This is a genomic window from Prosthecobacter sp., assembly GCF_044227185.1.
Taxonomy (GTDB): Bacteria; Verrucomicrobiota; Verrucomicrobiia; order Verrucomicrobiales; family Verrucomicrobiaceae; genus Prosthecobacter.
On record NZ_JBGAFO010000014.1, the window covers coordinates 18,099 to 41,937 of the forward strand.

Below are 23,839 nucleotides of genomic sequence, written 5' to 3' on the forward strand. Positions count from 1 at the left end.
TCTTTGGCTTGCTTATTTTTTGTGAGTTAGATGTAACGGTTTTGTGGACAGGGGTTGCGCGGCTGTGGTTTTGGGGCTGTATCTTGTCATGATGGAATCTGTGTTTATCACAGCCGCGGAGACGGCCTGTGTTCTTGGTTTGCGGACGGAGGAATGCCTGGACGCGCTGCGTGAGCGGCGCGGCGGCCTGGCCCTGCCCTCAGCCGCCCAGGTGCCGGGCTTTGAGTCCCTCCGGGTGGGCGCTCTGCCCTCACGGGAACTGCTGAAAGGCCGTCGCTATGGCGCGGCCAGCAACGCAGCCGTGAAAACAGCCGCTGCAGCCATCCGCCGCGCGGGCTGGACCCCCGCGCAGATTCGTGAGTCCTGGGTGTTTGGTGCCAGCAGCCGTGGCAACGCAGGTGAAATGCTGGGTGTGAATTCATGGCGTCGTCCTCTGCGCAAGTTCAGTGCCAGCAACACCATGCACTGTGAAATACCTGCCGCCGTCAGCATTGAGCTCGGCATTCGCGGTCCCTGGCAGATGATCTCCAATGGCTGCTCCTCCGGTCTGGATGCCCTCGGCATGGCATGGATGGCCGTGGCCAGCGGCGCCGCCCCCCGCGCCCTCGTCGTCTCCGTGGACCTCCCTCTGATTCCCGCCCTCCTGCAGGATTTCCAAGAGACAGGCCTTCTCTCCACCAACGGCGTCAACGACCCCTTCGCCCCCACCACCAGCGGCTTCTTCCCCGGCGAAGCCGCCGTCGCCCTCACCCTGGACCGCGGCCCCTCAGGCCTCTGCCGCCTCGAACACTACTCCGCCAACAGCGACGCCTACGACACTCTCATGATCCCCGATGATGGCGGCGGCATCGAGTCCTGCGTTCGCTCCGCCCTTCATGCCGGCGATCCCGCCAAAGTCGTCGCCCTCTGCCCCCACGCCACCGGCACCCTCAATCACGCCCGCGTCGAGCCTCCCGCCTTCCTGCGCGCCCTCGATGGCCGCAGCGTACCCCTCCTGCCTCTCAAGCCCCAGACCGGCCACGCCCTCGGCGCCAGCGGCCTCCTGGACGTGGCCCTCCTCGCCTCCTGCATGGCCGAACGCTGGCTGCCAGCCTCCTTGCCCGGCCTCACCCCCCCGGCCTGCGGTCTGCCCCTGAACGACGCCCCCCTCCAAGTCTCCCCCGGCGACCGCGTCCTCAAGCTCGCCTCCGGCATGGGCGGCCACAATGCCGCCGTCTCCCTGGCCGCCGTTTGATTCCGTGCTTGGCACCGGCGGTGGATTCGCGAATATCGCGCACCTCATGTCCCGCCTGCCGCTCTCGATTTCCATCATATCTCTCAATGAGGAGGCCAACCTCCGCCGCTGCCTCGCCAGCACGGTGGACCTCGCCCAGGAAATCGTCATCGTCGATTCCGGCTCCACCGACCGCACCGCCGAAATCGCCGCCGAGTTTGGCGCAAAATTTGTGCATCAAGACTGGCTCGGCTACACCGCCCAAAAAAACCACTGCCTCACCCTCTGTTCCCAGCCCTGGATTCTGGCGCTTGATTGTGATGAGGAATTGACCCCCGAATTGCGGAATTCGATACACAAGTTCTTCGAAAATGGTGAATCAAACCGCTTCGACGGCGCCTGGATGTCCCGCCTCGTCTGGTTCATGGGCCGCTGGATTCACCACGGAGACTGGTATCCCGACCGCAAAATACGCCTCTTCCGCCGCGAAAAAAGCCAGTGGGCCGCAGACGGCGGCGGCCAGGTGCACGAGCGCCTGGACGTTGCAGGACCCTGCACCACGCTGCAAGGAGACCTCCTGCATTACTCCTTCCGGAACATCCAGCACTACCTGGTGAAGCACGTCCAGTATTCAAACGTCTTCCTCCAGACCCAGCAAAGCAAAGGAAAGCGCTGGTCCCTCCTGCACACCCTGTTCCGCCCCTGGTGGCGCTTCACCCGCGCCTACGTCCTGAAGCTCGGTTTCCTCGATGGTTTCCCCGGCCTCTGGATCGCCGCAGCCACGGCATTTTTCACCTTTGATCGCTACAGCCGCATGTATGAAAGCGCAGCGGAGGGCAGGGAGAAGCACTGAGATGAAGCTGGCCCTGATTCATCCGCAGATCATCCGCGGCTCCGGTGTGGAAAACTACCTCATCGAGTTCGCCAAACGCCTCGCCGCCGCCGGCCATGAGCTGACTTACATCACCTCCCTCACCACGCCGGAGATCGGCGCCGCGCTGCCAGGCCGGTGGGAGCTGCTGCCGCGCCTCCGCGGCTCGGCCACCATGCGCATGTGGCATTTCAACCGCCTCGCTCCGCGGGCCGTGGCAGGGGTGGACCTGAGCATTGCATTTGGTCGCACCTGCGCGCAGGACATGCACCGCAATGGCACCGGCTGCCATCGCCTGTATGGCAATCTGCTGCCGTTCTGGCAGAGGTTCAGCGTGAAGCATCTCTACGAGCTGCACCTCGAGCGGCGGCTCTACACGGGCGGTGAGACGCCCAAGTTCATCACCAGCTCCGCCCGCGTGGCCGCGCAATTGCAGGGCGTTTACGGCTCTGATGGCGAACGCTTCCGCATCTTTTCACCTCCGGTTGAAACCCAGCTCTTCAAGCCCTCCGAGAGCCGTGCGAACACTCGTGAAATTCTGTGCCGCAAGATGCAGACGGATGCGACGAAGCCGGTGCTGCTGTTTGTTTCGCTCAGCCATCGCCGCCGCGGCCTGGAACCTTTGCTGGAGGCGATGAAGCAGGTGGATGCCACGCTCTGGATTGCGGGCAAGAGCCTGAGTGCGGAACTGCTGGCCAGGATCAAGCGTCTTGGCATCAGCTCACGCATCCGCGTTGTGCCGGTGACGAGCAATCTCGTGGAACTCTACCAGTCGGCGGACTGGTTTGTGCATCCCACGCAGTATGATGCCTTTTCCAACACCGTGCTGCAAAGCATGGCCTGCGGCCTGCCCGGCATCATTTCGGTCATGGACGGTGCCGTCGATCACGTGCGCAACGGTGAAAACGGTCTCATGCTCTATCACCCGCAGCAGTCGCGGGAGCTGGCCACCCGCATCCAGGAGGCGCTGGCCCATGACGCGCCGGCGTGGCAGTCGCTGTCCACGGCCGCGCGTGAGACGGTGCTTTCCCTGACGTGGGAAAAGCACCTTCAAGAATGGACCCAGGTATTGGAGGAATGAGGCCCGGATGACCCGCGCTACTTCTTCTTCAAGATGACATCGCCGAGGCTGAACATCGGGCCGTAGATGGCGTAGATGAGGAAGCCCACCATGACACCGAGGATCAGCATCGTGAGAGGTTCGATCATCTTGTCCAGCGTGGCCGCGAGGTTGTCGAGGTCCTCCTCGTAGTCGTCAGCAATTTCCGAGAGCATTTCGGTGCCGGAGCCGGTTTCGGAGGCGAGTTCGATCAGACCGCAGAGATTGCGGGCATCCGGCCCCAGCCAGTGGGATTCCATGAGGAAAGCCTCGTGCAGCGTGCGGCCCACGGCGATGTGCTCGCGCAGGCGGATGAAGAGCTCCTTGTAATGGTAGTGCCAGCTTGCCTGCGCAGTGATGTCGAGCGCGCTGCTGAGGCGGACATTGGACTCGGTGAGCATGGCCAGGGTGCGGAAACCGGTGGCGGCGGCGGACTTGCGCACGAGCACGCCGACGGCGGGGATCTTGAGAAACAGGTCCTGCATGGGGCGCAGGGAACTGATTTTGCCCCAGTTGGAGAAGAAGAAGTACAGGCCGACGAAGGGGAGGATGGCCAGATAAGGGCGGTGCAGGAACAGATCCGAAAGTCCGATGAGAACCTTGGTGCCCATGGGCAGCTCCGTCTTAAAGGAGGTGAACAGCTTGGCCATGGCAGGCACAAGCGTGAAGCTCATGACAATGACCACGCCGACGCCGAGCACGATCACCACGGCAGGGTAGATGAGGCCGCCCTTGAGCTTCTTGATGACCTTGGAGGATTTCTTCTGCGAGACGGCGATACGTTTGCAGACTTTGGAGAGCTGGCCGGCCTCTTCACCCGCGACGATGAGAGAGAGCATGTCATCCGGAAAGAGCTTGGGAAACTTGGCGATGGCGTCGCTGAATTTGTCGCCCACGGAAATGGCATGAACGACCTCCGCGATCATGCCCTTGTACGTGGCGGACTTGACGCGGTTGGTCTGCAGCAGCAGCGATTTGGTGAGCGAGATGTTGCGCTCAAGGCATCGTCCCAGGCCGGCAAAAAATGCGGCGCTGTCTTCCGTGTTCGGTTTCGGGCTGGTCAGGCGGTGCAGCTTTTCATCCACGCCCGTGATGGTCTGAACGGTGGAGCTTTCATTCTGCGCGACTCCCGCGCCGATGAGGGCCTTCTCATCGGTGTCCGTGTCCACCAGGGCTTCGGAAGACTTGCCGGAGTGGACGTTGGTGATTTTGACTTTTTTAAGCATGATACGAGAGACGGGAGGGATGCGACTTTGGTACGGCAGACAGAAATCAAGGCGGAGCGAAACGGAGGTCTGTGACCAGATGGGGGCGGTAGGCGGTCAGGGTGAAGGAGGCTCCGGCGGCTTTTGTGGAGGGGTTCTGCGAACTGTTGACGATGGCGGTGCAGAGAGCCGTCTCCATGACGACGCCGTTCACTGTCGTGAGGCCGTTTTCCACCAGCACCGGACTGTTGAACATGGCCTGCTGAAGGACGGCGTTTTGCGCCAGTGAGGGCATGAGCGCGGTGATCTGCACGGTGGAAAGGCCGAGCTGCCAGAGCCGCACGGTGTTCTCCTGATAATTGCGCGTGACGGCCACGCGGGCGGCCAGCTCCTCCTGCAGCATGACCGTGGAGGAAAGGCTGACCATCGCGGTGGTGCCGATGGAAATGATGGAGGCGGCGGCTAGAACCTCAATGAGAGTGTAGGCGCTGCGAGCCGTTGACAGTCGTTGACGATTGTTGACGGTCGTTGACGGTGGTTTTCCAAACCACTTTAAACAACGGTCAACCATCGTAAACCACCGTAAACTCTGTTTCTTCGGGATCTTCATGGCGGCGCGACGGGTAGAAAGTAGGACTCCAGCCACGCGTCGCGCGGCAGGAAGGTGGCGAAGGCCGGGCCGCCGTTGGTGGCGGCGGGGACGGCGGGGTCGCTGTCGCTGGTGAAAAGGAGGCGGCTGGGGTTGGTGCCGCCGGCGGCGCGGCGTTTGACGGTCCAGTTGGTCATGACGCCGCCGATCCAGCGCACACTTTGGGTGAGATTGGCGGGCATGTTGAAGAAGAGGCTCTGGTATTCATTCACCAGCACGCAGCGCCAGCGGAATTCCGTGCCGCTGATGGGATTGTTGACCCAGGAGAGCTCGACGGGCCGGCCGTTGTCATCCTGAAACGCGAGAACGTGGCGCCGGTTGTTTTCGCGTTCGAAGCGGATGTCACGCACCCAGCGGCCCTTGGCGCCGTTGGGCATGATGGTGATGATCACCGGCTTCAGGGCGGCCGCGTTTTCAAAGGCGGCGGCGTTGCTCTGGCCGACGAAGATGATCTGATCAACGACGCCATAGATGCGCATGTTTTTGAGATACTGGCTGTCGAGCTTGATGAAGAGGACCTTCAGCTTGGTGTCGTAACCAGAAGGCCAGCCGGGCGGGGTGTAGGTCGGTGTGGTCTGCTCGGAGATCCAGTAGGCCTCGGTGGCGGAGTTGAAGACGCTTTCCACGTCGATGGTGATGGTGGCGGTGCGGCCGGCGGCGGCCTCGCGATCCTGAAAATGCCAGAGCGAGTTGTCAGGATTGTTGGTGTTCTTCACGACATTGAGGCAGCCGAGGTAGCTGCTGGTGCCGCCGCTGTCGATGGGGCCGGTGGTGCTGGGAACCACCGCCATGTTGGACGGAGCGAGCGCCTTGCCGTTGAGATCGGTGCCATAAACGGGATAGGGGATGGAGGGCGGCTCCACCGTGGAGTGTGACTGGATGTAGAGAGATTTGGTGAGGAAGGGAAGCTGCAGCGGGCTGGGCGTGGTGCGGACAAACAGCGAAGCCGGATCGTGGAGTACAGTGCGTCCCTGGACGGTCCAGTTTGCATTGTGACCGGCGCTGCCAGAGCCGGCGTTGGCATAGACGTCGAGCTCCGTGGAGACACCGTCGGGCTTGCGGTAGATGCAGAACACGTCGCCATTGAGCACCGGCGGCATGGTCTTGAGGAACTGCCAGGCGTTGTAGTCGTCAATGTTTCCGGCGACGGCGGCGTCAGGGCGTGAGAACTGCTCGACATTGATGTAGGTGGCTCCCGGGCGCAGACCCGTATGGTTGAAGGGAAACACGGTGCTCATGCCGCCTGCCGTGCTGCTGGAGGTGTACACGTTGAGGTTGTTCCAGCCGTTGCCGGTGCTGAAGCCGCCGATGTCGGTGCCGAGCATGGTGTTCTGGCCGGCGGCCATGGTGTTGTAGCGGTCAAACGCCTTGCTGGTGACACACTGCCAGGCCAGGAGGCGCGAGCTTTCGACGCCGATGTGACGTTTGCACACGTCCTCCAGATAACTGACCTGCGAGGCGCGGGTGCTCATGAGTGTGACCCAGGAGGTGACGAAGATGCCGCTGACAATCATGAGCATGAGCGCCGCCGCCATGAGGGCGCCGGAACTGCCGCGATGATGATGTCGGGTGATGCGCATGATTCGCTCTAGAGGGCCGGGAACATTGGCACGGTGAACATGAAGGCGGAGCGTCCGGCCATCTGGTTGTAGGCCTGGCGCGGATCCGTGGTGGCCAGGGTGCTGGTGACCGCGCCGAGATGACGGGCGGAGGGATCAGGCCACCAGATGAAGTAGAATGGGCGCTCATAGGCGCGCTTGAAACGGTCGATCGTGGAAGGCGTTTCACGCAGCGCCAGGCGTGAAGCGCGCTCAAAGGTGACGAACAGCGGCGCAAAGCCGTCCGTGGACCACTGGGCGGCATTGGTGGGGCTGGGTATGGAGGGCGGGAAGAACACGTCATAGCCCCCCATGTAGGAGAGTGTGGACGGAGTGGTGGAGGCGGCGACGCTGGCATACCGCTTCACAGAAGCGTGAATGCCATTGGGCTCCGTCACTCCAGTGAAACGAATCAGGTCGATGTCGTAAATGGCGTTGACCTTGAGATAGCCGGAATACTTGCTGTAACCGAGAACGAAGATGCTGGCGTTTTGAGGAACGGCGACGCCATCGTTGAGCGGATTGCGGTAGTCGCGGTAGAGGGAGGCGGACACACCGGCATGGGCGACGATGTGGGCGCGAAACTTTTGCGGTGTGTCGAGCTCGTCATCCGTGCTCGGATTGTAGGCGATCAGCGAGGGCTTCCAGGTGTTGATGCCGTCGCGGGGCAGGCAGTAAACCGCGGTGGCGCTAAGCGTGTCCGCCAGGAACTGCTCGCGCAGTTCCTCGGCGAGCGACAGCGCACCATATTGCGGTGCCATGCCCACATCGACCGTGGTGCTGACGGTGCCGTAAAAGGCCTGCGTGCGCGTGACGCCCAGGGGGACGGCGACCATGGAGGAGGCGCTGGGCTGGCTGCGCATCAGCGTGCCGTAGGATACGACCGCCCCGCCCAGGATGACGGCAGAAAGCGCGAGCACCAGCAGGAGTTCCACGGAGGTGAAGCCCCCCGGCTGATGGACAACACGACGGTTCATTTGGGTGCGGGCGTGGGATTGCCAAACAGCATGCGCACCACGGACTCAACGGCTGGTGAAGGAGGTGTGCTCTGGGCGGGAGGGATGGCCGGCGGAGCGGGCTCTTTCGGTTTGTCGGGTGTTTTGGCGAGTTCGGGCAGAGGCTGCGCGGGAGGGGCTGGGGCTGGGGCCGGAGCAGGAGGCGCGGCGGGTGGATTTACCACGCGGGGAGGCGTGAAAGGCTGCGGGTCGTCCGCAACGACCTGCGCCCGCGGGGGCGGGGGCGGCGGAGACTCCTCCGAAAGCGCGGGCGGGGGAGTGTTTTGCGGGCTGGCGGCGGGAGCGCGCGCGGGCAGATCCATGGTGGCGTTCGGTCCCTTGACGGTTCTTGCATCGGCTTCGGTCTGGCCGAGCATCTGGTAGCGCACCTGCGGGGAGATGTTAATCGGGATGATCATGAGCTTGGGGGGGAGGCCGGTGAGGCGCTTTTCCTGCCAGGCGAGCTCGATGTACTGCGCGGTGATGTTTTTCACCTTCAACTCGACGAGCTGTTCCGGCAGGACCGGGGGAACGGTGGAGCCGGTCTCCAGGATGATGTCTCCCAGCAGCACGCGCATGCGTCCGTCCGGCATGCGTTTGGTGCCCACCACGGGGAGCTTGAGAAGTTTGTCGCGCACGCGGTTTTCCTCGGTGTCCCCCGGAGACTGGCGGCTGAGCGCCTCGTTTTCGGATTCAAACGGGTTGTGCTCCTCGGGCTTCACGTTTTCGGGAGTCTTCTCTTCGGGCAGCACGAGCTGGTACTGCACGCGCTTTTCCCCCTCCTCGGCGACAGCGGCTTCCTGGGCATGGCCGGAGGCGGCCATGAAGATGAAAATCAGGCCCGGAAGCAGCAAGCTGGATGCGAAGTTCATGGGCTAGGATTTGTTGGCTTTTTCCTTGGGCTTGGCCGGGACCTTCTTCTTGTCCGCATCCGCGGCGGCGAGATCGAAAATCGGTGTTTCAAACGAGACTTCCATTTTGAGCTGGGTGCCGGTGCTGCCGCCGGTGATCTGCACCACCTTCATGCGCGCGGTGGGGAGGCGGCGTTCGATGTCTCCCAGCCAGTTGAGCACCTTGGCAAACTCCTCTTCGATGGTCAGGGTGGTGACGACGGAGCGGGGGATGAGCTTGTTGTTCGCGGCTGTTTTGGGCTCGGTCTTGCGGGAGCGCACCAGGTTGATGCCGCGCTCGCGCAGGCTGAGCTCGATGGTCTGCTCCGCCTCCTGCTGGGTCTGCACATGGTCGATGGCAGGGAGCCAGGAGCGCAGGAACCGGCGCAGGTCCTCGGTGTCGGTCTTGAAAACGGCGGTTTCGATTTCAGCGGTGGAGCGCTCGTTTTCCGCGGTGACGGCGGCGGTTTCGGCCTCCTCCGCAGCGGCGCGCGTGGTGGCCACCGTGTTGTGGATGATCTGCGCCGTGTAGGTCATGGCGCCGATGATCATAAGCAGGACGACGCAGGCGAGTTGCTTGGGGTTCATGCGAGGAAGGGATGTGCGGGGTTAATCCGCCTGGCGGACGAGGGTGGAGTGGTACTCAACCACGTCGCCGTTTTTGGTCTGCTGGGGCGAGTAGGAGCGGTAGAGAAGCTGGCCGAGCGCCGCCTCGATGGCGGCGAGCTCGGTGGAGACTTTGGAGCCGTTGAGATGGATGGTGAGGGCGATGTTGGAGGGCACCTGCTCACTGCGCTCCAGAGCCACCTGGGTGATGCGAGTGTCTGTCTGCACCGCACGGGCGATCTTGACGGCTATGGGCTGGATGTTGCGCGCGCCTTCCATCCACTGGGCGACTTTCTCCGCCTTGGTGGCCTCCGCCTCGAGGTCCGCCTTTTCATTCTTGAACGAATCGCGCTGGCTTTCGCTGAGCTTCTGGCGCTCTTCGGCGTCGATCTTCTGCTTGAGGGCCTTCTTGTAGTTGAAGTAGTCCATGGTCATCACATAGGCGCTGCCCACGAGGGCCACGTAAAAGATGACGGGGATGGCGCGGAACGACGAGGGCAGCCGGCGCGAGGTGTCCGTGCGCGGTGTTTTGAAGTCGTGGCAGAGGTATTCGTTCATGGGAAGTCAGGGGCTCAATGTTCTCCAATGATGGTCCAGAGCAGGTCATCCTGGGTCAGGTCGGCGGCGCCGACCTTTTCAAGATGCAGCATCAGCTCCGTGCGGAATTTGTTGTCGTGGCCGTCGCCGACAAAGTACACCGGGCTGCCCTGGGGGATTTTGGCCAGCAGGGGGCTGATGATCTGCAGCGCGGTCTCCACCGCCTCCGGGCCCAGGCCGCTGCGGCAGCGGATGTCGCGCCACTGGCCTTCCTGCTGCACGAGCACGGCGAGCGAGCCTTCACAGGCGGCGATGAGGACGAAGTCAGAAGGAGTGCCGCCCGAGCTCGCACGGTAGATGCTGAGGATGGCGTGCTCCAGCATGGCAAACAACCCGCAACTGACCCGGCCGGGGCGAAGATGAACGGTCTTGAGCACGTCTTCAGTGACCTTGACCAGAGACTCCTCCACGGCGAGCAGCAGGCTGGCGGTGGTCTCGGGATGATGGCAGATGGCGTAGCGCTTGCCGCGGTCATACTTGGGCCCCAGCACGGCGCGCGGATTGGTGCGCAGGAGGCTGACGCAGTTGTCACCGCGCATGAGGTTGTTTTCGAGGCTGATGATGAAGCGGTGGTTCACGGAGACGGAGCACCAGCCGCCTTCGGTCATGCCACGCCACTCGTCGCCCTTGAGCGGGGCGGTGTCGGCCAGCTCTCCCTCCTGCACGCCGCCTTCTTCGAAGCGGCCGCGTTTGTTGATGGAACGCCAGCTCACCGCGCCGCGGCTGACATTGATGAGAAGAGATTTGCGCGATTCAAAGCGCTTGCCCCACGGGACTGCGGAGTCGTCGGGGTCGGCTTTGAAAGCGGCGAAGCTCAGGACAGATTTGATTTCATCCAACAGCATAAATGGAGGTCAGTTGTTCTTTGGAAAGGAAGTCGTACACCTCATGTTCGGTGTAGCCGGTCTTGCGTGCGGTGGAGGGTTTCCAGCCGTCGGCCATGCGCATGTTCAGGCAGCGCTCAAAGCTGACCATGCCGCGCGTGAAGCCGGCCTCCAGCTCCTGGTCGAGGTTCTTGAACTCACCGCGGCGGATCATGCCGCACACCGAGTCATACGGCAGCAGGAGCTCGTGAATGGGGAAGCGTTTGCCGCGGTTTTCGTCAAACAGCAGGCGCTGGCACAGAATGCCACGAATGGAGTCCGCGAAAGAGAGCATGGCGTTTTCCATGCGGTCGCTGGGGATGAGCTTGAGATAGCGCTGCACCGTCTGCGCGGCGGAGGAGGTGTGCAGGGTGGCCACGACGACGTGGCCCGTTTCCGCCGCCTGCAGGGCGATTTCGGCCGTTTCGCCATCGCGAATTTCTCCCACGAGGATGACATCGGGCGCCTGACGAAGAGCGGCGCGAAGGGACTTGTTGAAGTCGAGCTCGTCCGTGCCGATCTCACGCTGGGAGACCAGCGAAGGAATGCCGGCGGGATAGACGAATTCGATGGGATCCTCGAAGGTGAGGACATGCTCCTGGCGGCGTTTGGCGCGCTCCAGGATCATGGAGGCAATCGTGGTGGATTTACCGGAGCCGGTGGCGCCGCAGACGAGAAAGAGGCCGTTCTTGGCTTCCAGGAAGGCCTTGATGGCGGGAGGGGGCACCATCAGCTTGCTGATGTCCGGAATGCTTTCCGGGAGCAGACGCAGCACCCAGCGCGGACGCCCGCGGGTGACCATGCGGTTGACACGGTAGCGGCGGGGGCCGAGCTGCAGAGCGTAGTCCACGCAGCCGGGAGTGAACTCCAGGGGGCGCTCCGGCTGGTAGATGAAGGAGTCATAAAACAGCTTGCCGTTGCGCTTGTAGGTCAGGGCCTCCCACGGGGTGACATAGAAGTCGCTAACGCCTGAATCCTTCGAGAGGTGAAGCATCCGGTAACCAAGCTGACTGCGTTCGTGAATGTCTTCCATGGTGGCGGTGGGTTAGTAATTGCTGGTGAAGCGGGCCCGCAGCTCCACCGCCGCGGTCGCACCTTCATAAATGAGGAGGTTGTTGCCCTGCACGACGCTGGCGCTGGGGTCCAGGGACACCCAGGAGAGCTCCAGACGGTACTGGACGCCATCGATGGTGACGGTGAAGTCCGTGGTGGGATTGATGAGCTGAACGATGTCAGCACTGGCCAGGCGGTCGCTGGTGTTCGTGGTGCTGACGAGCCCCAGGTCAATGTGAGTGGTGACGCTGATCGCCGGCTGCGTCAGGTTCAGATTGACGGTGAGCGTGACGCCAGAGGCCTCGCTGTTATAAAAGGTGGTGCCGTTCAGAATCTGCATGGCGCCAAAGTCGAACCAGGTGTTGGGCGTGATGCTGTTGAAGCTCGCCGGAGTGAAGCTCAGTGAGTTTTCCACGCCTGCGTCGAGGTACTGGCCGTTGCCAAGGTCGAGCTTGGTGTTGCCGGACTTGAAAGTGGAGGTGGTGCCGCTGTTCTGGATGCTGGTGACGAGATTGGAGCCGCCGATGGCATTGCCCCAACTGCCCTCCTCCGTGCCGCTGAAGCCGCTGGTGAGCCGGTAATAGGTCTGGGTGTTGGTGAGGCTGGTGGTGTACTCGGCCGGGCGTGCCGTTTCATTGCGCGCCTGCAGGATCATGGCGGGGATCACAGGAATGCTTTCGCCGGTGTACTCCTGCCAGGCCCCGCCATTGATGCTGTACATGAGGGTGGAGACACCGGTAGGCGCGCCGCCAGTACTGAGGGTGACGGAGGCCGGAAAACTGCCAAAGGCAAAGGTGCCGCCGACCGGCGAGACGAGCGGTATGGGCAGAAGCGCGAGGGTGGGCTGTGCGGGCGTGCCATCCCCACCGCCGCTCCCGCCACCGCTGCCCCCGCCGGTGTCCGCTGGTGGAGTGGATGAGGTGGGTGCGGCATCGTTCGGATTGAATGCGGGGTCCGCAGTCGGTGAGGTGAAGGGCTGGGGATCAAGATAATTGGCGGCGGGATTTGAAACAGAGGTTCCCCAGACCCAGCCGCTGTTGCTGGAATTGAAGGTGATGAGCGATTTGGTGCGTGTTTCCGTGCCGAAGTCGGAACCGGCAAGGGTGTCGTCCAGATAGAATTCAGACACCGCGCTGCCGGCCGCGCGGGTCATGACGAAGCGTTGCTTGGTGCGGTCCCAGATGACGCGCGGGTTGTTGGAATTGTCCGGCTGGGTGGTCATCCGGGCCCGCAGGCGCACGTCCAGCAGCCTGCCGGAAACAATGCCCGCATGCTGCTGCCACTCCGCCTGGGGGCGCGTGCGTTTCATTTTATCCAGGATGGTCTGGGGAGTGGTGAGGCCGGCGAGGCTGCCGCCGTCTGCCAGATAAAGGGACACCATTTGATTCAGCGTGGCGACGTCTGACTGGAGCTTTGCGACGCGGGCAGAGTCCGAGTCATCGGTCAGGAGAGAGGCACCGAGGCCGGCGATCACGCCAATGATGGCGATCATGATGATCAGCTCGAGCAATGAGAAGCCGCCGCGACAGTGCGAACTGCGCAGGCGGGAACGCCAAGCGATGACTCTAGCGGTTATCATTGATGCGATACTAAATAGTTAAAGGCCCCTAAATTCAAGGGAAAGATATGGAAATTATATAAAACATAGAATAAATTGTTTGGCGGGCTGAATAATCGACGTATTTCATAAAATCAATAGACTCCACTGTTAAATGTCATTTGATTTGTTTTCTCGTTTAATCTATAATTTCTATAATATGCGCCATTTTATAGCATTGTTCCAGTTCAATCTCGTGCTAGGTCTCGTTCTGACGAGCCTGTCAGGCACAGCTCTGCGCGCTCAGTTCAATCAGGCGACGATGCATCAGATGTCGCCGGAGCATGAGATGGAGGCGAGCCGGCTGCGCTCAGCGGCTCCGCAGCAGTACGACTTTTCAAAGGCCATGCTGAGCGACGTGCTGCGATTCCTCGCCACAGACGCCGGCATTTCATTCTTCTCGCTCCCTGATGACAGCGCGGAGGGGAGCCGCTTGATTACGTTTTCAATCAAGGCCAGTCCTTTTCAGGTGCTGGAGACCCTGTGCAAGGCCAATGGCCTGGCGATCATTCCTGACAATGGCATCTGGTACATCCGTCCTGCGGATGATCGCGAGCTGATCGGCAAATCTTATGAGATCCGGAACAACGCCGTGGAACTGGTGGAGCGTGTCAGCTCGGGTACGGGCTCGTCTTCAACCCGTTCAACCAGCAGCAGCAGCGGGAGCGGAGGCGGGGGCGTCAGCGGGGCTGCGGTGGGAATGGACCTTCAGGGGACCAGCCAGACCTTTGCCGTGAAGCGCAGCGAGGTGATCAATGACATCCGCATGCTGCTGGGCCTGCCACCTGAGGAGATGGACGGCGCCCAGGCTGGCACGGGCATTCCTGGAATGGCCGGCGTCGGCACGGATGAAAATGCCGCGAGGGCGATGAACTCCAACGAGTTGAGCTCGGTGCGCAAACCCAAGGTGATCTGGAAGTCGGACTCCAACACGCTCTATGTGGTGGCCACGCGTCTCCAGCACCTGTGGGTGGAAGGCTACATCGCAGCGGCGGACAAGCCGCAGACCCTGATCGCCGTGGAGGTGAAGTTCATCGAAACTTCGCGTGATCCTTCGCGAGAGTTTGGCATCGACTGGACCGGCACCCTGGAGACCGGGAATTTCCGGCAGGTGAAGGACACCACGACGACGACTGACACCACGACGGGCCTGCCCGTGACGACGGTCAATTACACCAACGTACCGACCACGGGAGGCTACCGCACGGACCTCGCCAACCTGCTGACAGGTGCGAATCTTAACAATGTGGGGGCCACGCTGGGATTTCCCGCCACGAGCATTCTGAGTGCGCAGGATGTGAATGTGAAGCTGCGCGCAATGATGCGCGACCAGGAGACGAACACCACGTCCTATCCGCGAATGGTCACGCTGAGCAATCGTGAGGTGGCCATCCGTGCGGTGGTGAACCAGCCGGTGCTGGACGCGAGCTCCACGGCGAGCTCGGGTTCTGTCGGCGCCACGACGACGACGAAGGTGGCCTACCTGCCGATCGGCACCGTGCTGAACATCCTGCCCAAGCGCATGCAGGCTGACAAGGTGCTGCTGAACATGGCGGTGACTGTTTCCAGCATCATCGGCACGCAGGTGATCTCCGGCAATCCGTATCCGATTGCCTCCTCCCGCGTTTACAGCGCGCCGGTGGAGATTGAGTCAGGCTACACGGTCGCGGTGGGCGGACTGGACGAGGCCACGGAAAAAGAAGCCGAGGCCGGCGTGCCCTTCCTGAGCAAGATCCCCGGTCTCAAGTGGCTCTTCGACTACAAGAGCCGGAGCAAGAACCACAAGAGCCTGATGCTCTTCATCACGCCGACGATCATCGACGCGCGCAACGGAGGCCTGCCGGCCGAGCCGCAGTCGGTGGTGCCGCAAAGGCCGCACATGGCGGGCAAGCCGAAGGTGGACACCTACAGCGGCGCGCTGGTGGGTGGCAGCGCTGCGCTGCCAAAGACGGTGGAATACCTTTCGCGTGAAGCGGAGATCCTCGGCAACACCATCAAAGAAAGCCGGATCACCCCGGAACTGAGCCAGAAGCTCAAGGAACTGAAGATCGCCGTGGAGCGGGTGGAGCAACAGTGCGACAGCATGAAGCTCTCGGAGCCGGCGAAGTTTGGCATGATCGATCAGGCGCAGCAGTCGCTGCGCACCATCCTGAAGCGCCTCGAATCCTTCCAGGGCATCCTGTTCAAGAAGAAGTATCTCTGATCAGGATCAGGATTCGGATCAGCGGGCCGCCACACGCTCAAACACACGGGGTGTTTCGAGGCCCGCGTTCTTGGGTTTCGGCGCCGGCTTGGGGTCCAGATTCTGGGTCAGTTCTTCCGCGGTGACGCTGGAGGCCACGCCGTCCGCGGGGACCGGCACTTTGGCGACCCACAGCAGGGCATTGAGAACGGTTTTGCGCACATTGTCATTGCCCCAGTTGGCGTGGAAGTGGCCGCCGGTGAAGCCAAAGCCGCGGCCGCCATCGGCGCGCTCCACAGTCCACATCATGGTTTCAGGAGAGCCTTTTTCCGCCTGGATGTGGGGGTAGGGGCCTTTGGGCGCCACATAGGGGCCGTCGCGTGTGGCGTCGCTGGGCGGCGCCACCAGGATGGGCACGAACTTGGCGGCGCCATCTTCGGCGGGCGCGACGCCATGGCCGAAGGCCGGACGGAAGCGCATGTGAATGTACCATTCATCCTTGGTGTTAAAGGGCTGCACGCCATTGGTCACAGGGTGGCTGGGCAGGGAGGTGTAGCTGGCGTCCCAGATGGGATTGCAGGAGTAGGCGTTCTCATAGTAGCCGCCGAGCCACTCCTGAAACTCCTTGCCGGCCTGGCCGGCCACCACTTCCACACCGTAGTGCATGCAGCCAAAGCCCACGCCTTTTGCGGTGAGCCTGCGCAGCGTTTCGAGGTGCCCGTCCACCACGGCGGGGTGCCTGCCGCCGCCATCGGCATAGATGACCACGGCGTCCGCGTCATCAAAGGTCTTTTCGTCGGTGACCCAGCCCATCTCATGACGATCCACCACCAGATTGGGCACGCTTTTGAGGCATTTCTCCAGCAGGATGGTGCCGGCGCGGAACTCATGCATGCCCGGCGGGTGGGAGGGCTTGCCGGCGATGAGAACGAGCTTCTGTTTGCCATCCGGGGTGACGGCTGGGAGTGAAACTGCAGTGGCGGCAAGGAGGACGAGCAGGAGTGCGGGCTTCATAGGTTGGAGAGAGGAGTGCCCGCATCATTCCCGGCCTCTGCTTCAAATCAAGAGGCGAAGCGCTACCGGACTGTCTGAAACTCGGGCAGCATGCACACGGCCCACAGCAGGTCCTCCAGGGCCTGCTGCGTGGGCTTTTCACCGACCAGGCTCTGTGCCGTGGCGAGCTCGCTGGCCGAGGGCTCCCGGCACAAGGCCTGACGGTACAGGCCGGTGATCAAAGCGGACGTGGAGGAGGTTTTCGCCGCCAGGAGCCGCAGTGCTCCTTTGGCGATGGCTTCAGCGAGGACGCTGCCATTCGCGAGATCGATGGCTTCCAGGGTGGTGAGATCGTTCGGGCGTGCGGTGACGATCTGGTCGCGGTTCGGGCGGCCGAGCGTGCGCATGAGGAAGTTCGACTTCATCAGCGAGGCGCGGATCATGTGGTCTGAGGCGGAGGCACCCTGCGCGAGCAGCGAGGGGGCCTGAGCGTGGATGACCTGCTGCCATGAACCCAGGGCCTTCACCACGGTCACGGGCTGCCAGTCCTTGGCCTCAAATGCTCCGAGACGGCCTTCCTTGGTGGGGAGGGCTTTGGTAGTCCACTCCCAGGTTTCGTCGCTCCTGATGGCAATTTCTTTGCCTGTGGCGTCGCGCACGCGGGCTTCGAAGAAAAAGCCGGCGGGATTGGGGCCTTTGCCCGCGTTCGTGGCTGTCACAAGGATGGAGTTTGCGCCTTTGCGCAGGGCGGTTTGCAGCGGCACGGCGGCGAGCTTGGTCCAGTCGTCACCCGCGCTGATCTTGCGGTTGTTCACGAAGAGGGTGTAGCCGTTGTCACAGGTGACGACTGCGCTGGCGCTGGCGGGATCGGCATCCAGCTTGAGCGTTTTGCGCAGCGTGATCGTTTCGCCGGAAGGCGGCGTGCTGCCGGGTTTGGCGCTGGAGCCCCAGATCCACTGGCCCTGAATTTTGATCTGCCTGGCGAGCTCGGGATCGACTTTACCGCGCAGAACACCTGCGTCCATTTTCGTGGGGGCGGCGCCGGTGAGCTGCCAGATGGCATCCACAAACTGCTCCGCCGTGAGCCGCTTCGTCCTGGGCCCGGCATACACGTAGCCTCGGTCATCGATCCCCTTGGTCACCACCTGGGCATGCGACTGATAGGCCTGCGAGGTGGCGATGAGGGCGAGCGTGTGTTTCAAATCATAGTGATGCTCGACAAAATCGGTGGCCAGGTAGTCGAGAAGGTCCGCATTCCAGGGTTCCGTCTGCATGGCATCCACCGGATGCACGATGCCGCGCCCCATCAGGCGCTGCCAGAGACGGTTCACAATGGTGCGGGGAACGCGGCCGTTTTGCGGATTTGTCATCAGCGCCGCGAGCTGTTTCAGCCGCTCCGGCTGTGAGGCTTTCGCATCGACCTGCCCGATTTCCGGGAAGAGCCATGAGGGCACTGCCTGCTGGCCGATGGGCTTGTCGCAGCGGTTGATCTCCAGCGGACGGCTCGAATAGATGGCCGCGAGTCCGTAGGCCTCGCTGAGCTTCCAGCGGTCGATGAAGCTGTCGTGGCAGGAGGCGCACTTCATGTTGATGCCGAGGAAGCTTTGGGAGACGCTCTGAGCGAACTGAATTTCCACCGTCTGCCCGGCGCTGACATCGCCGCGCCATTTGATGCCGTCGATGAAGCCGCGGCTCTCGTCATTCGGCGGTGCGATGAGCTCCCGCACAAACTGATCGAAGGGCATGTTGGTGATCAGCGCGTGATACAGCCAGTTGCTGATCTGCTTGCGCCCGCCGGTGATGAAGCCGGTGCCGCCATAGTCATTGCGCAGAAGATCATTCCAAAAAGTGAGCCAGTGCTCGGTGTAGTCCATGTCGCGCTTGAGCAGCGTGTTGATCAGGCGGATGCGTTTGTCCGGCCCGGCATCTTTGACAAAGGTTGCGACCTCCTCCGCCGTGGGCAGCAGGCCGATGAGATCCAGATAAGCCCGGCGCACAAACGTGGAATCATCAATGGATGCAGGGCGGGGGAGTTTCTTGTCAGCGAGGTAGTGGTCGAGGATGCGATCCACTGGATTGTCTCGGCCATCTACCGCGGCAGGCAGCACCGGCGAGCGCGGCTTGAGCGGCGGCTCATAAGCGGGCTTTTTGAAGGCGAAGCCTTCCTCCCATGCCAGCCCTTCATCTATCCACTGCTTCAGCAGCGCCACCTGCTCCGCGGGCACCCGCTTGCCCTTCGGCGGCATCTGCTCGTCGGGATCGGTGGAGAGAATGGCTTTGATCAGCGCGCTCTCCGCGCTCCTGCCATTGACCACCACCGCGCCGTCTTCACCGCCTTCCATCAAGGACTCACGATCGTTGAAGGAGAAGCCGCCCTTTTTCTTGTCCCCTGCATGGCACTCCGCGCAGTGCTCCCGCAGAATCGGGACGATCTGGTGGGAGAAATCGACGGCGGCGGATGCCGATGTGGCAGCAAACAAGCAGGGCAGGAGGTGGCGGAAAATCATGAAGGCGCGGTTTAAACGACACAAGACGTTCCATCCTCTCATGCCTGCAAGATGTCCCGCGCATCTCCCGTTCGGGTTCGTTCCATGAAGTTTCTCCCTTTTGCCGCTGCCTCCTTGTTTCTCGCCACGTCCGCTTTTTCCGCCCCGCAGGATGACCAGTATGTCCTGGGGCCGGATTCGAAGGTCAAGGAAGGCGTGCCGCAAGGGAAGGTGACACAGATGCCGGCCTGGACGGAGTCAAAGACCTATCCCGACACCACGCGCGACTGGTGGGTGTATGTGCCGGCGCAATACAAGGCCGAGCAGCCGGCGAACGTGATGGTGTTCTGCGACGGCGGCGGCTTCGTGAAGAAGGACGGTCAGTTTTGCGTGCCGGTGGTGTTCGACAATCTCATCGCTTCGGGCGAGATGCCGGTGACGATCGGTATTTTCATCAATCCGGGTGTGTTTCCGACAAAAAACCCGAAGGAAAAACCACGGAGCAACCGCAGCTTTGAGTATGACTCTTTGGGAGATCAGTACGCGAAGTTTCTGCTGGAGGAAATTCTCCCCGAAGTTTCCAAAAGCTACAAGCTGACCGATGATCCCGAAGGCCGGGCCATCTGCGGCAACAGCAGCGGCGGCATCTGCGCCTTTACGGTGGCGTGGGAGCGGCCGGACGCCTTCCGCAAGGTCGTCAGCCACATCGGCAGCTTTACGAACATCCGCGGCGGCTACGTCTATCCCGCGCTGATCCGCAAGACCGAGAAGAAGCCGCTCAAGGTGTTCCTGCAGGATGGCAGCAATGATCTGGACAACCAGTTTGGCAACTGGCCCTTGTCCAACCAGGACATGGCCGCTTCACTGAAGTTTGCGGGCTATGACTATCAGTTCATTCTTGGTGAAGGCACCCACAGCGGCAAACACGGCGGCGCCATCTTTCCAGACACGATGCGCTGGCTGTGGAAGAAGTAAGACGCTGTGTGGGTTCGCGGTTCTCTGTTGAGCAAAGCATTCTCACGGTTATCTTCACACTCATGAGCACGGTGCTGGAAATCGAAAAAGCCATCGAGTCACTGCCACAGGATCAGTTCTGGCAGTTGGTGGAATGGCTGGAGGCCAAACGTGAAGCGGCTGAGGATGCTGCCGACGTGGCCAGGGCCGAAGCCTCTCTGGCGGAGGGTGGCGAAAATGTCTCGTGGGATGAGGTGAAAAAGGAAATGGGCTGGAAGTGAATGAGCTACAACCTCGAATTCCGCCCAGCAGCCTTGAGAGAGCTCAAGAAGCTTCCACGAGACGTGAGCGAACAATTATCCCGCATCTTTGAAAAGCTGAGGGAGAATCCCCGGCCACCAGGATGTCTCAAGATGAAGGGTGATTCAGGATTCTGGCGCGTCCGCTGGGGTAGTTACCGCGTCATCTATGACATTCAAGACTCCAGACTCATCGTCCTGATCGTGGACGTTGGGCATCGCAAGGATATTTACAACTGATCTCAACCTCCACGCATGAAACGCATCCTTTACTCTCTCTGCCTCTTCCTCTCCACCCCGCTCCTCGCGCAGGACACCTCGCTGCATGACTATCTCGTCAAGGGCGAGCCCTGGCGCGAGGTGGCCGGCGGCTATGTCTTCACCGACGGCCTGTGCTGCGATGCTGCGGGCAATCTTTTCTTCACCGATGTGAAGGGTGGCAAGGGCATCTACAAGCTGGATGCCGCCACGGGAAAGGTGGACCTGTTTCTCGACAACCTGCCCGGCATCAGCGGTCTGCAGATCGGCCCGGATGGTCGTTTCTATGCCTGCCACAACAAGGAGCAGCGTATCATCGCCATCACGATGAAGGGGGAGGTGGAGGAACTGCTCGCCGGTGTGAAGTGCAACGACCTCGTGGTGAGCAAGACGGGGAATTTGTATTTTACCGAGACGCCCACACAGCGCATCCATCTCATCACCAAGGACAGGAAGCACGTCATCGCGGATGAGGGGCATGTGGTGAAGCCCAATGGAATCACGATCTCCACGGATGAGCGCACGCTCTACGCCTCTGAATACGGCGGCAAGCATGTGTGGGCGTGGCGCATCGAGGACGACGGCACGCTGACTGGAGGAGAGCCCTACTCCACCATGTGGCTGCCCGTGGGCAAAGAATCTGCGGCGGGTGACGGCTCGACCACCGAGGCAGCCGGACGCGTCTTCGTCACCACCGAACTTGGCGTGCAGATCTTCGACCCCGCAGGCCGCCTGGCTGGCATCATCGCCAAACCGGAAGCAAACGGCAAAGTCGTGAGCGTGGAATTTGCCGGGAAGGAGCACGACATCCTGTATGTGGGCGGTGGCGAAAAGATCTACGGTCGCAAAGTGAAGGTGAAAGGCTACTTTGGGAGGTAGGATTACCCCACACCGCGTCGGGCGGCAGGCATTTTCTTCTGCGAATGAAAAGTGGTCACAGCTTCTGTCTCGCACTGCTGATGTGGATGGCATCCTGCGATTCTGCTTTGGCTCAGCAGCGGGTGGAGGTGTCGCGAGATTTGTGGGTTTCGTCTTATCCGACGGAAGTTGAGGGAAACAATGGAGGCTCTCCGCGGCTGAAGTTGAAAGGCATTCAGGAGTTTTTTCTGGTGGATCTCGATGCTGCGTCACTGAAAGGGCGGCGGGTTCGCAAGGCCTGGCTGCATGTGCGGCTGGTGTCGCGGGATCATCCGTTGCAGCGAACCTCGGTGTCATCGGTGACGCAGGAGTGGGTCGAGGGAAACGGCTCGAGTTATCAGAAGGTCGCAGGGGCGAGCTCGTTCGCGTGGGCGCGCACGGGGGAGTCGCGCTGGGGGCGGGATGAGCCGGACCTGACGGCGGTGATCAACGCAGAAGGCGGATCCGTTTGGGGCTTTGGCGAGGTGACTGCACCGGATGAAAATGGCTGGCAGGTGATCCCCGTAGCGCCGGAGGTGGTGCAGGCACGCATCGACGGAAGGTCGTACGGATTTGCGGTGATGGATGATGTGGGCAGCGAGTATGTGCGGGATGGCAACGCCTTCACCTACAGCCCGAACGTGAACCGTTATGTGAGCAGCCGCGAGGAGAGAAAGGAAAGCCGGCCGTATTTCACCCTTTGGCTGGAGGAGGGCGCGGGCTCTCCAGCCGTGACCGCGCCGCCTGCAGCAGAGCGTCCCGCCGATACAACCACCAAAGCGGTGGAACTGCCACCGCTGGTGGAAGAGGAGAAGAGTGCAGATGCGGCGCTGCCGGTGGCATGCCGGGACGAATATGGAGAGCCGCTGAGCGCATTGCGGCTCCATGCCGCCAAGGGGGAGGCTGTGGGATTCATCCTCGCAGCGCGGCCCGCGGAGGTGCGCGTGGAACTGCCGGGTGTGGAGGTCAAGCTGTATACGCTGCCGCGAATCGGTGGAGTGCAGGATCCGCTGGTACCTCCCGGCTGGGATGTGAACAGCACGGGCACCGATGTGGCTGCGGCGGATACGTACGTGGAGCTGAGGGTGCCAAAGTCCGCAGCAGCGGGCGCTTTTACTGGTGCGGTCCATGTGGTCGGCAGCACGGCTCCGCTGCGGCTGCAGGTGTGGAATTTCACGCTGCCGAACCGTCTGTCCTTCCTGCCGCAGATGAATGCGTACGGCCTGCCGGGACAGGTGCGGGACTATTACCGGCTGGCGCACGAGCACCGCACGACGCTGAACCAGCTGCCTTATGGCTGGACGGGAAAGCTCGATGAGCCAAAGCCGGTGATCCGCAAGGACGGTGCCTGGGACTGGACGGCGTATGACGAGGCCTTTGGCCCGCTGCTGGATGGCAGCGCCTTTGCGGGGCTGCCGCGTGCAGGGACGCCGGTGGAGGCGTGGTACCTGATGCTGAACGAGAACTGGCCGATGAATCATGACGCGCATTTTCGCGGCGGCTACTGGATCGAAGATGCCTACGATAACTCGTACTGGGAGGAGTTTCGCCATGCGGCGGCGGAGGCGGCCAGACACTTTGAGGAGAAAGGCTGGACGGAGCCGATGGTGGAGTTTTACCTGAACAACAAGGTTTATTTCAAAAAGGACGACTGGCGGAAATGTACCGCGGCATGGGTGTTTGACGAGCCGGTGCAGACACAGGACTTCTGGGCGCTGCGGCGCTTTGGGATGGAGTTCTGGAAAGCAGTGGAGCCCTGGCAGAAGGCGCGGCTGTGTTATCGTGCCGACATCTCGCGCCCGCAGTGGCAGCGGGACCTCCTGGATGACTGCGTGAATGTGGAAGTCGTGAGCGGCGCGCTGCGCACCTGGTGGCCGCGCGTGCGACGGCGCGCGGAAGAACATGGAAATCTGTATTACATGTATGGCAGCGCCAGCGCCCCCGGTGCGGCGTGCTGGGCCAATGCGGCCTGGTGCGTGGAATCGTGGAGCCTCGGGGCGGACGGTGTGGTGCCGTGGAACACGATCGGCGACATGGCGGCGTGGCAGAAGCCAACGGAGACTTCCGTTCTGTATCCCACAGCGCAGGGGCCGGTGCCGAGCCTGCGGCTGAAGTCCTTCCTCGCCGGGCAGCAACTGGTGGAGTATCTGATGCAGTTCACGGCGCTGTCAGGCCACACACGTGCGGAGGTGATGGCAGCCGTGCGTGCGCTGCCGGGGCTCTCGGCAAAACTGGTCAAACGCTCAGAAGCTGATGCGGGGAGGTCGCAGTTTGGTGCGGAGACGCATGCTGCGCTCAAGAGTCTGCGGCTGCGACTGGGTCGGTGGCTGGATGCGCAGGGGCCCGCCGCACGGGAGCGCTGGCATGATCCACGCCCTGTGAGGCCGGATTTCAAGAAGGCGCGGAAAATCGAGGTTCTTTCGCCGGAAGAGTGAAGCCACGCTGGCGTGTGGCAACGATTCACGCCGGTACGCGCGGCTTTCTCTGCAGCATCGTGCACCGTCTTCCTTGCTCCACCGGAGGGCTTTGCTACC

General features: G+C 61.9%; 21 protein-coding genes. 9 read left to right on the forward strand and 12 right to left on the reverse strand.

Annotation, left to right across the window (positions count from 1 at the left end):
- Positions 1-88: 88 nt before the first annotated feature.
- From ACILSQ_RS26480 to ACILSQ_RS26490, 3 genes are read left to right on the forward strand one after another with little or no spacing between them, the layout of a single operon-like run.
- Complete coding sequence (locus ACILSQ_RS26480) at positions 89-1,234, forward strand: beta-ketoacyl synthase N-terminal-like domain-containing protein (RefSeq protein WP_395746702.1); 1,146 nt, start codon at positions 89-91, stop codon at positions 1,232-1,234.
- Between the two features lie 46 nt (positions 1,235-1,280).
- On the forward strand, positions 1,281-2,066 hold the full coding sequence (locus ACILSQ_RS26485) for a glycosyltransferase family 2 protein (RefSeq protein WP_395746703.1): 786 nt from the start codon (positions 1,281-1,283) through the stop codon (positions 2,064-2,066).
- 1 nt (position 2,067) lies between these two features.
- Positions 2,068-3,165, forward strand: a complete 1,098-nt coding sequence (locus ACILSQ_RS26490; RefSeq protein WP_395746704.1) for a glycosyltransferase family 4 protein — start codon at positions 2,068-2,070, stop codon at positions 3,163-3,165.
- A gap of 17 nt (positions 3,166-3,182) precedes the next feature.
- Here the strand turns inward: ACILSQ_RS26490 and ACILSQ_RS26495 are convergent, their stop codons facing one another.
- The 10 genes from ACILSQ_RS26495 to ACILSQ_RS26540 are packed head-to-tail and all read right to left on the reverse strand — an operon-like array spanning position 3,183 to position 13,131.
- On the reverse strand, positions 3,183-4,409 hold the full coding sequence (locus ACILSQ_RS26495; protein WP_395746705.1) for a type II secretion system F family protein: 1,227 nt from the start codon (positions 4,407-4,409) through the stop codon (positions 3,183-3,185).
- A gap of 46 nt (positions 4,410-4,455) precedes the next feature.
- A complete protein-coding gene (locus tag ACILSQ_RS26500) occupies positions 4,456-4,998 on the reverse strand; it encodes a prepilin-type N-terminal cleavage/methylation domain-containing protein (RefSeq protein WP_395746706.1) in 543 nt (180 codons plus the stop codon).
- Positions 4,995-6,617 carry a hypothetical protein gene (locus ACILSQ_RS26505; RefSeq protein WP_395746707.1) on the reverse strand — a complete coding sequence of 541 codons (1,623 nt, stop codon included), beginning with the start codon at positions 6,615-6,617 and terminating at the stop codon, positions 4,995-4,997. The genes ACILSQ_RS26500 and ACILSQ_RS26505 overlap by 4 nt, the downstream gene beginning before the upstream one ends.
- Positions 6,618-6,625: 8 nt before the next feature.
- Positions 6,626-7,612 carry a hypothetical protein gene (locus tag ACILSQ_RS26510; RefSeq protein ID WP_395746708.1) on the reverse strand — a complete coding sequence of 329 codons (987 nt, stop codon included), beginning with the start codon at positions 7,610-7,612 and terminating at the stop codon, positions 6,626-6,628.
- Positions 7,609-8,502: a hypothetical protein gene (locus ACILSQ_RS26515; protein WP_395746709.1), complete on the reverse strand. Its 894-nt coding sequence runs from the start codon at positions 8,500-8,502 to the stop codon at positions 7,609-7,611. The genes ACILSQ_RS26510 and ACILSQ_RS26515 overlap by 4 nt, the downstream gene beginning before the upstream one ends.
- 3 nt (positions 8,503-8,505) lie before the next feature.
- Positions 8,506-9,108 carry a hypothetical protein gene (locus ACILSQ_RS26520; protein ID WP_395746710.1) on the reverse strand — a complete coding sequence of 201 codons (603 nt, stop codon included), beginning with the start codon at positions 9,106-9,108 and terminating at the stop codon, positions 8,506-8,508.
- A 21-nt stretch (positions 9,109-9,129) separates the two neighbouring features.
- Positions 9,130-9,684: a hypothetical protein gene (locus tag ACILSQ_RS26525; RefSeq protein WP_395746711.1), complete on the reverse strand. Its 555-nt coding sequence runs from the start codon at positions 9,682-9,684 to the stop codon at positions 9,130-9,132.
- Positions 9,685-9,698: 14 nt separating this feature from the next.
- Positions 9,699-10,568, reverse strand: coding sequence for a hypothetical protein (locus ACILSQ_RS26530; RefSeq protein WP_395746712.1), 870 nt, complete (start codon positions 10,566-10,568; stop codon positions 9,699-9,701).
- On the reverse strand, positions 10,555-11,619 hold the full coding sequence (locus tag ACILSQ_RS26535) for a type IV pilus twitching motility protein PilT (RefSeq protein ID WP_395746713.1): 1,065 nt from the start codon (positions 11,617-11,619) through the stop codon (positions 10,555-10,557). Before ACILSQ_RS26535 ends, ACILSQ_RS26530 begins: the two co-directional genes overlap by 14 nt.
- 12 nt (positions 11,620-11,631) lie before the next feature.
- The gene (locus tag ACILSQ_RS26540; RefSeq protein ID WP_395746714.1) at positions 11,632-13,131 is read right to left on the reverse strand and encodes a choice-of-anchor K domain-containing protein; all 1,500 of its coding nucleotides are present in this window, start codon (positions 13,129-13,131) and stop codon (positions 11,632-11,634) included.
- Between the two features lie 265 nt (positions 13,132-13,396).
- Between ACILSQ_RS26540 and ACILSQ_RS26545 the strand changes: the two genes are divergently transcribed.
- On the forward strand, positions 13,397-15,439 hold the full coding sequence (locus ACILSQ_RS26545; protein WP_395746715.1) for a type II secretion system protein GspD: 2,043 nt from the start codon (positions 13,397-13,399) through the stop codon (positions 15,437-15,439).
- 18 nt (positions 15,440-15,457) lie between these two features.
- Here the strand turns inward: ACILSQ_RS26545 and ACILSQ_RS26550 are convergent, their stop codons facing one another.
- Together ACILSQ_RS26550 and ACILSQ_RS26555 are read right to left on the reverse strand one after the other, a co-directional pair.
- Entirely contained in the window at positions 15,458-16,432 is a 975-nt protein-coding gene (locus ACILSQ_RS26550; protein ID WP_395746716.1) for a ThuA domain-containing protein, read from the reverse strand.
- A gap of 62 nt (positions 16,433-16,494) precedes the next feature.
- On the reverse strand, positions 16,495-18,918 hold the full coding sequence (locus tag ACILSQ_RS26555; RefSeq protein ID WP_395746717.1) for a DUF1549 domain-containing protein: 2,424 nt from the start codon (positions 18,916-18,918) through the stop codon (positions 16,495-16,497).
- A gap of 84 nt (positions 18,919-19,002) precedes the next feature.
- On the opposite strand from ACILSQ_RS26555, the gene ACILSQ_RS26560 reads away from it, so the two are divergent.
- The 5 genes from ACILSQ_RS26560 (at position 19,003) to ACILSQ_RS26580 (ending at position 23,740) form a co-directional block, all read left to right on the forward strand.
- Positions 19,003-19,872 carry an alpha/beta hydrolase gene (locus ACILSQ_RS26560; RefSeq protein ID WP_395746718.1) on the forward strand — a complete coding sequence of 290 codons (870 nt, stop codon included), beginning with the start codon at positions 19,003-19,005 and terminating at the stop codon, positions 19,870-19,872.
- Between the two features lie 62 nt (positions 19,873-19,934).
- The gene (locus ACILSQ_RS26565; RefSeq protein ID WP_395746719.1) at positions 19,935-20,132 is read left to right on the forward strand and encodes a hypothetical protein; all 198 of its coding nucleotides are present in this window, start codon (positions 19,935-19,937) and stop codon (positions 20,130-20,132) included.
- Positions 20,133-20,390, forward strand: coding sequence for a type II toxin-antitoxin system RelE/ParE family toxin (locus tag ACILSQ_RS26570; protein ID WP_395746720.1), 258 nt, complete (start codon positions 20,133-20,135; stop codon positions 20,388-20,390).
- A 15-nt stretch (positions 20,391-20,405) separates the two neighbouring features.
- Positions 20,406-21,287, forward strand: a complete 882-nt coding sequence (locus ACILSQ_RS26575) for an SMP-30/gluconolactonase/LRE family protein (RefSeq protein WP_395746721.1) — start codon at positions 20,406-20,408, stop codon at positions 21,285-21,287.
- 44 nt (positions 21,288-21,331) lie between these two features.
- A complete protein-coding gene (locus tag ACILSQ_RS26580) occupies positions 21,332-23,740 on the forward strand; it encodes a hypothetical protein (RefSeq protein ID WP_395746722.1) in 2,409 nt (802 codons plus the stop codon).
- The last annotated feature ends 99 nt before the right edge of the window (positions 23,741-23,839 follow it).

Coding starts and splice junctions, on each gene's coding strand:
- ACILSQ_RS26480 (WP_395746702.1), top strand. CDS start 89: ATGATGGAATCTGTGTTTATCACAGCCGCGGAGACGGCCTGTGTTCTT.
- ACILSQ_RS26485 (WP_395746703.1), top strand. CDS start 1,281: ATGTCCCGCCTGCCGCTCTCGATTTCCATCATATCTCTCAATGAGGAG.
- ACILSQ_RS26490 (WP_395746704.1), top strand. CDS start 2,068: ATGAAGCTGGCCCTGATTCATCCGCAGATCATCCGCGGCTCCGGTGTG.
- ACILSQ_RS26495 (WP_395746705.1), bottom strand. CDS start 4,409: ATGCTTAAAAAAGTCAAAATCACCAACGTCCACTCCGGCAAGTCTTCC.
- ACILSQ_RS26500 (WP_395746706.1), bottom strand. CDS start 4,998: ATGAAGATCCCGAAGAAACAGAGTTTACGGTGGTTTACGATGGTTGAC.
- ACILSQ_RS26505 (WP_395746707.1), bottom strand. CDS start 6,617: ATGCGCATCACCCGACATCATCATCGCGGCAGTTCCGGCGCCCTCATG.
- ACILSQ_RS26510 (WP_395746708.1), bottom strand. CDS start 7,612: ATGAACCGTCGTGTTGTCCATCAGCCGGGGGGCTTCACCTCCGTGGAA.
- ACILSQ_RS26515 (WP_395746709.1), bottom strand. CDS start 8,502: ATGAACTTCGCATCCAGCTTGCTGCTTCCGGGCCTGATTTTCATCTTC.
- ACILSQ_RS26520 (WP_395746710.1), bottom strand. CDS start 9,108: ATGAACCCCAAGCAACTCGCCTGCGTCGTCCTGCTTATGATCATCGGC.
- ACILSQ_RS26525 (WP_395746711.1), bottom strand. CDS start 9,684: ATGAACGAATACCTCTGCCACGACTTCAAAACACCGCGCACGGACACC.
- ACILSQ_RS26530 (WP_395746712.1), bottom strand. CDS start 10,568: ATGCTGTTGGATGAAATCAAATCTGTCCTGAGCTTCGCCGCTTTCAAA.
- ACILSQ_RS26535 (WP_395746713.1), bottom strand. CDS start 11,619: ATGGAAGACATTCACGAACGCAGTCAGCTTGGTTACCGGATGCTTCAC.
- ACILSQ_RS26540 (WP_395746714.1), bottom strand. CDS start 13,131: ATGATCGCCATCATTGGCGTGATCGCCGGCCTCGGTGCCTCTCTCCTG.
- ACILSQ_RS26545 (WP_395746715.1), top strand. CDS start 13,397: ATGCGCCATTTTATAGCATTGTTCCAGTTCAATCTCGTGCTAGGTCTC.
- ACILSQ_RS26550 (WP_395746716.1), bottom strand. CDS start 16,432: ATGAAGCCCGCACTCCTGCTCGTCCTCCTTGCCGCCACTGCAGTTTCA.
- ACILSQ_RS26555 (WP_395746717.1), bottom strand. CDS start 18,918: ATGATTTTCCGCCACCTCCTGCCCTGCTTGTTTGCTGCCACATCGGCA.
- ACILSQ_RS26560 (WP_395746718.1), top strand. CDS start 19,003: ATGAAGTTTCTCCCTTTTGCCGCTGCCTCCTTGTTTCTCGCCACGTCC.
- ACILSQ_RS26565 (WP_395746719.1), top strand. CDS start 19,935: ATGAGCACGGTGCTGGAAATCGAAAAAGCCATCGAGTCACTGCCACAG.
- ACILSQ_RS26570 (WP_395746720.1), top strand. CDS start 20,133: ATGAGCTACAACCTCGAATTCCGCCCAGCAGCCTTGAGAGAGCTCAAG.
- ACILSQ_RS26575 (WP_395746721.1), top strand. CDS start 20,406: ATGAAACGCATCCTTTACTCTCTCTGCCTCTTCCTCTCCACCCCGCTC.
- ACILSQ_RS26580 (WP_395746722.1), top strand. CDS start 21,332: ATGAAAAGTGGTCACAGCTTCTGTCTCGCACTGCTGATGTGGATGGCA.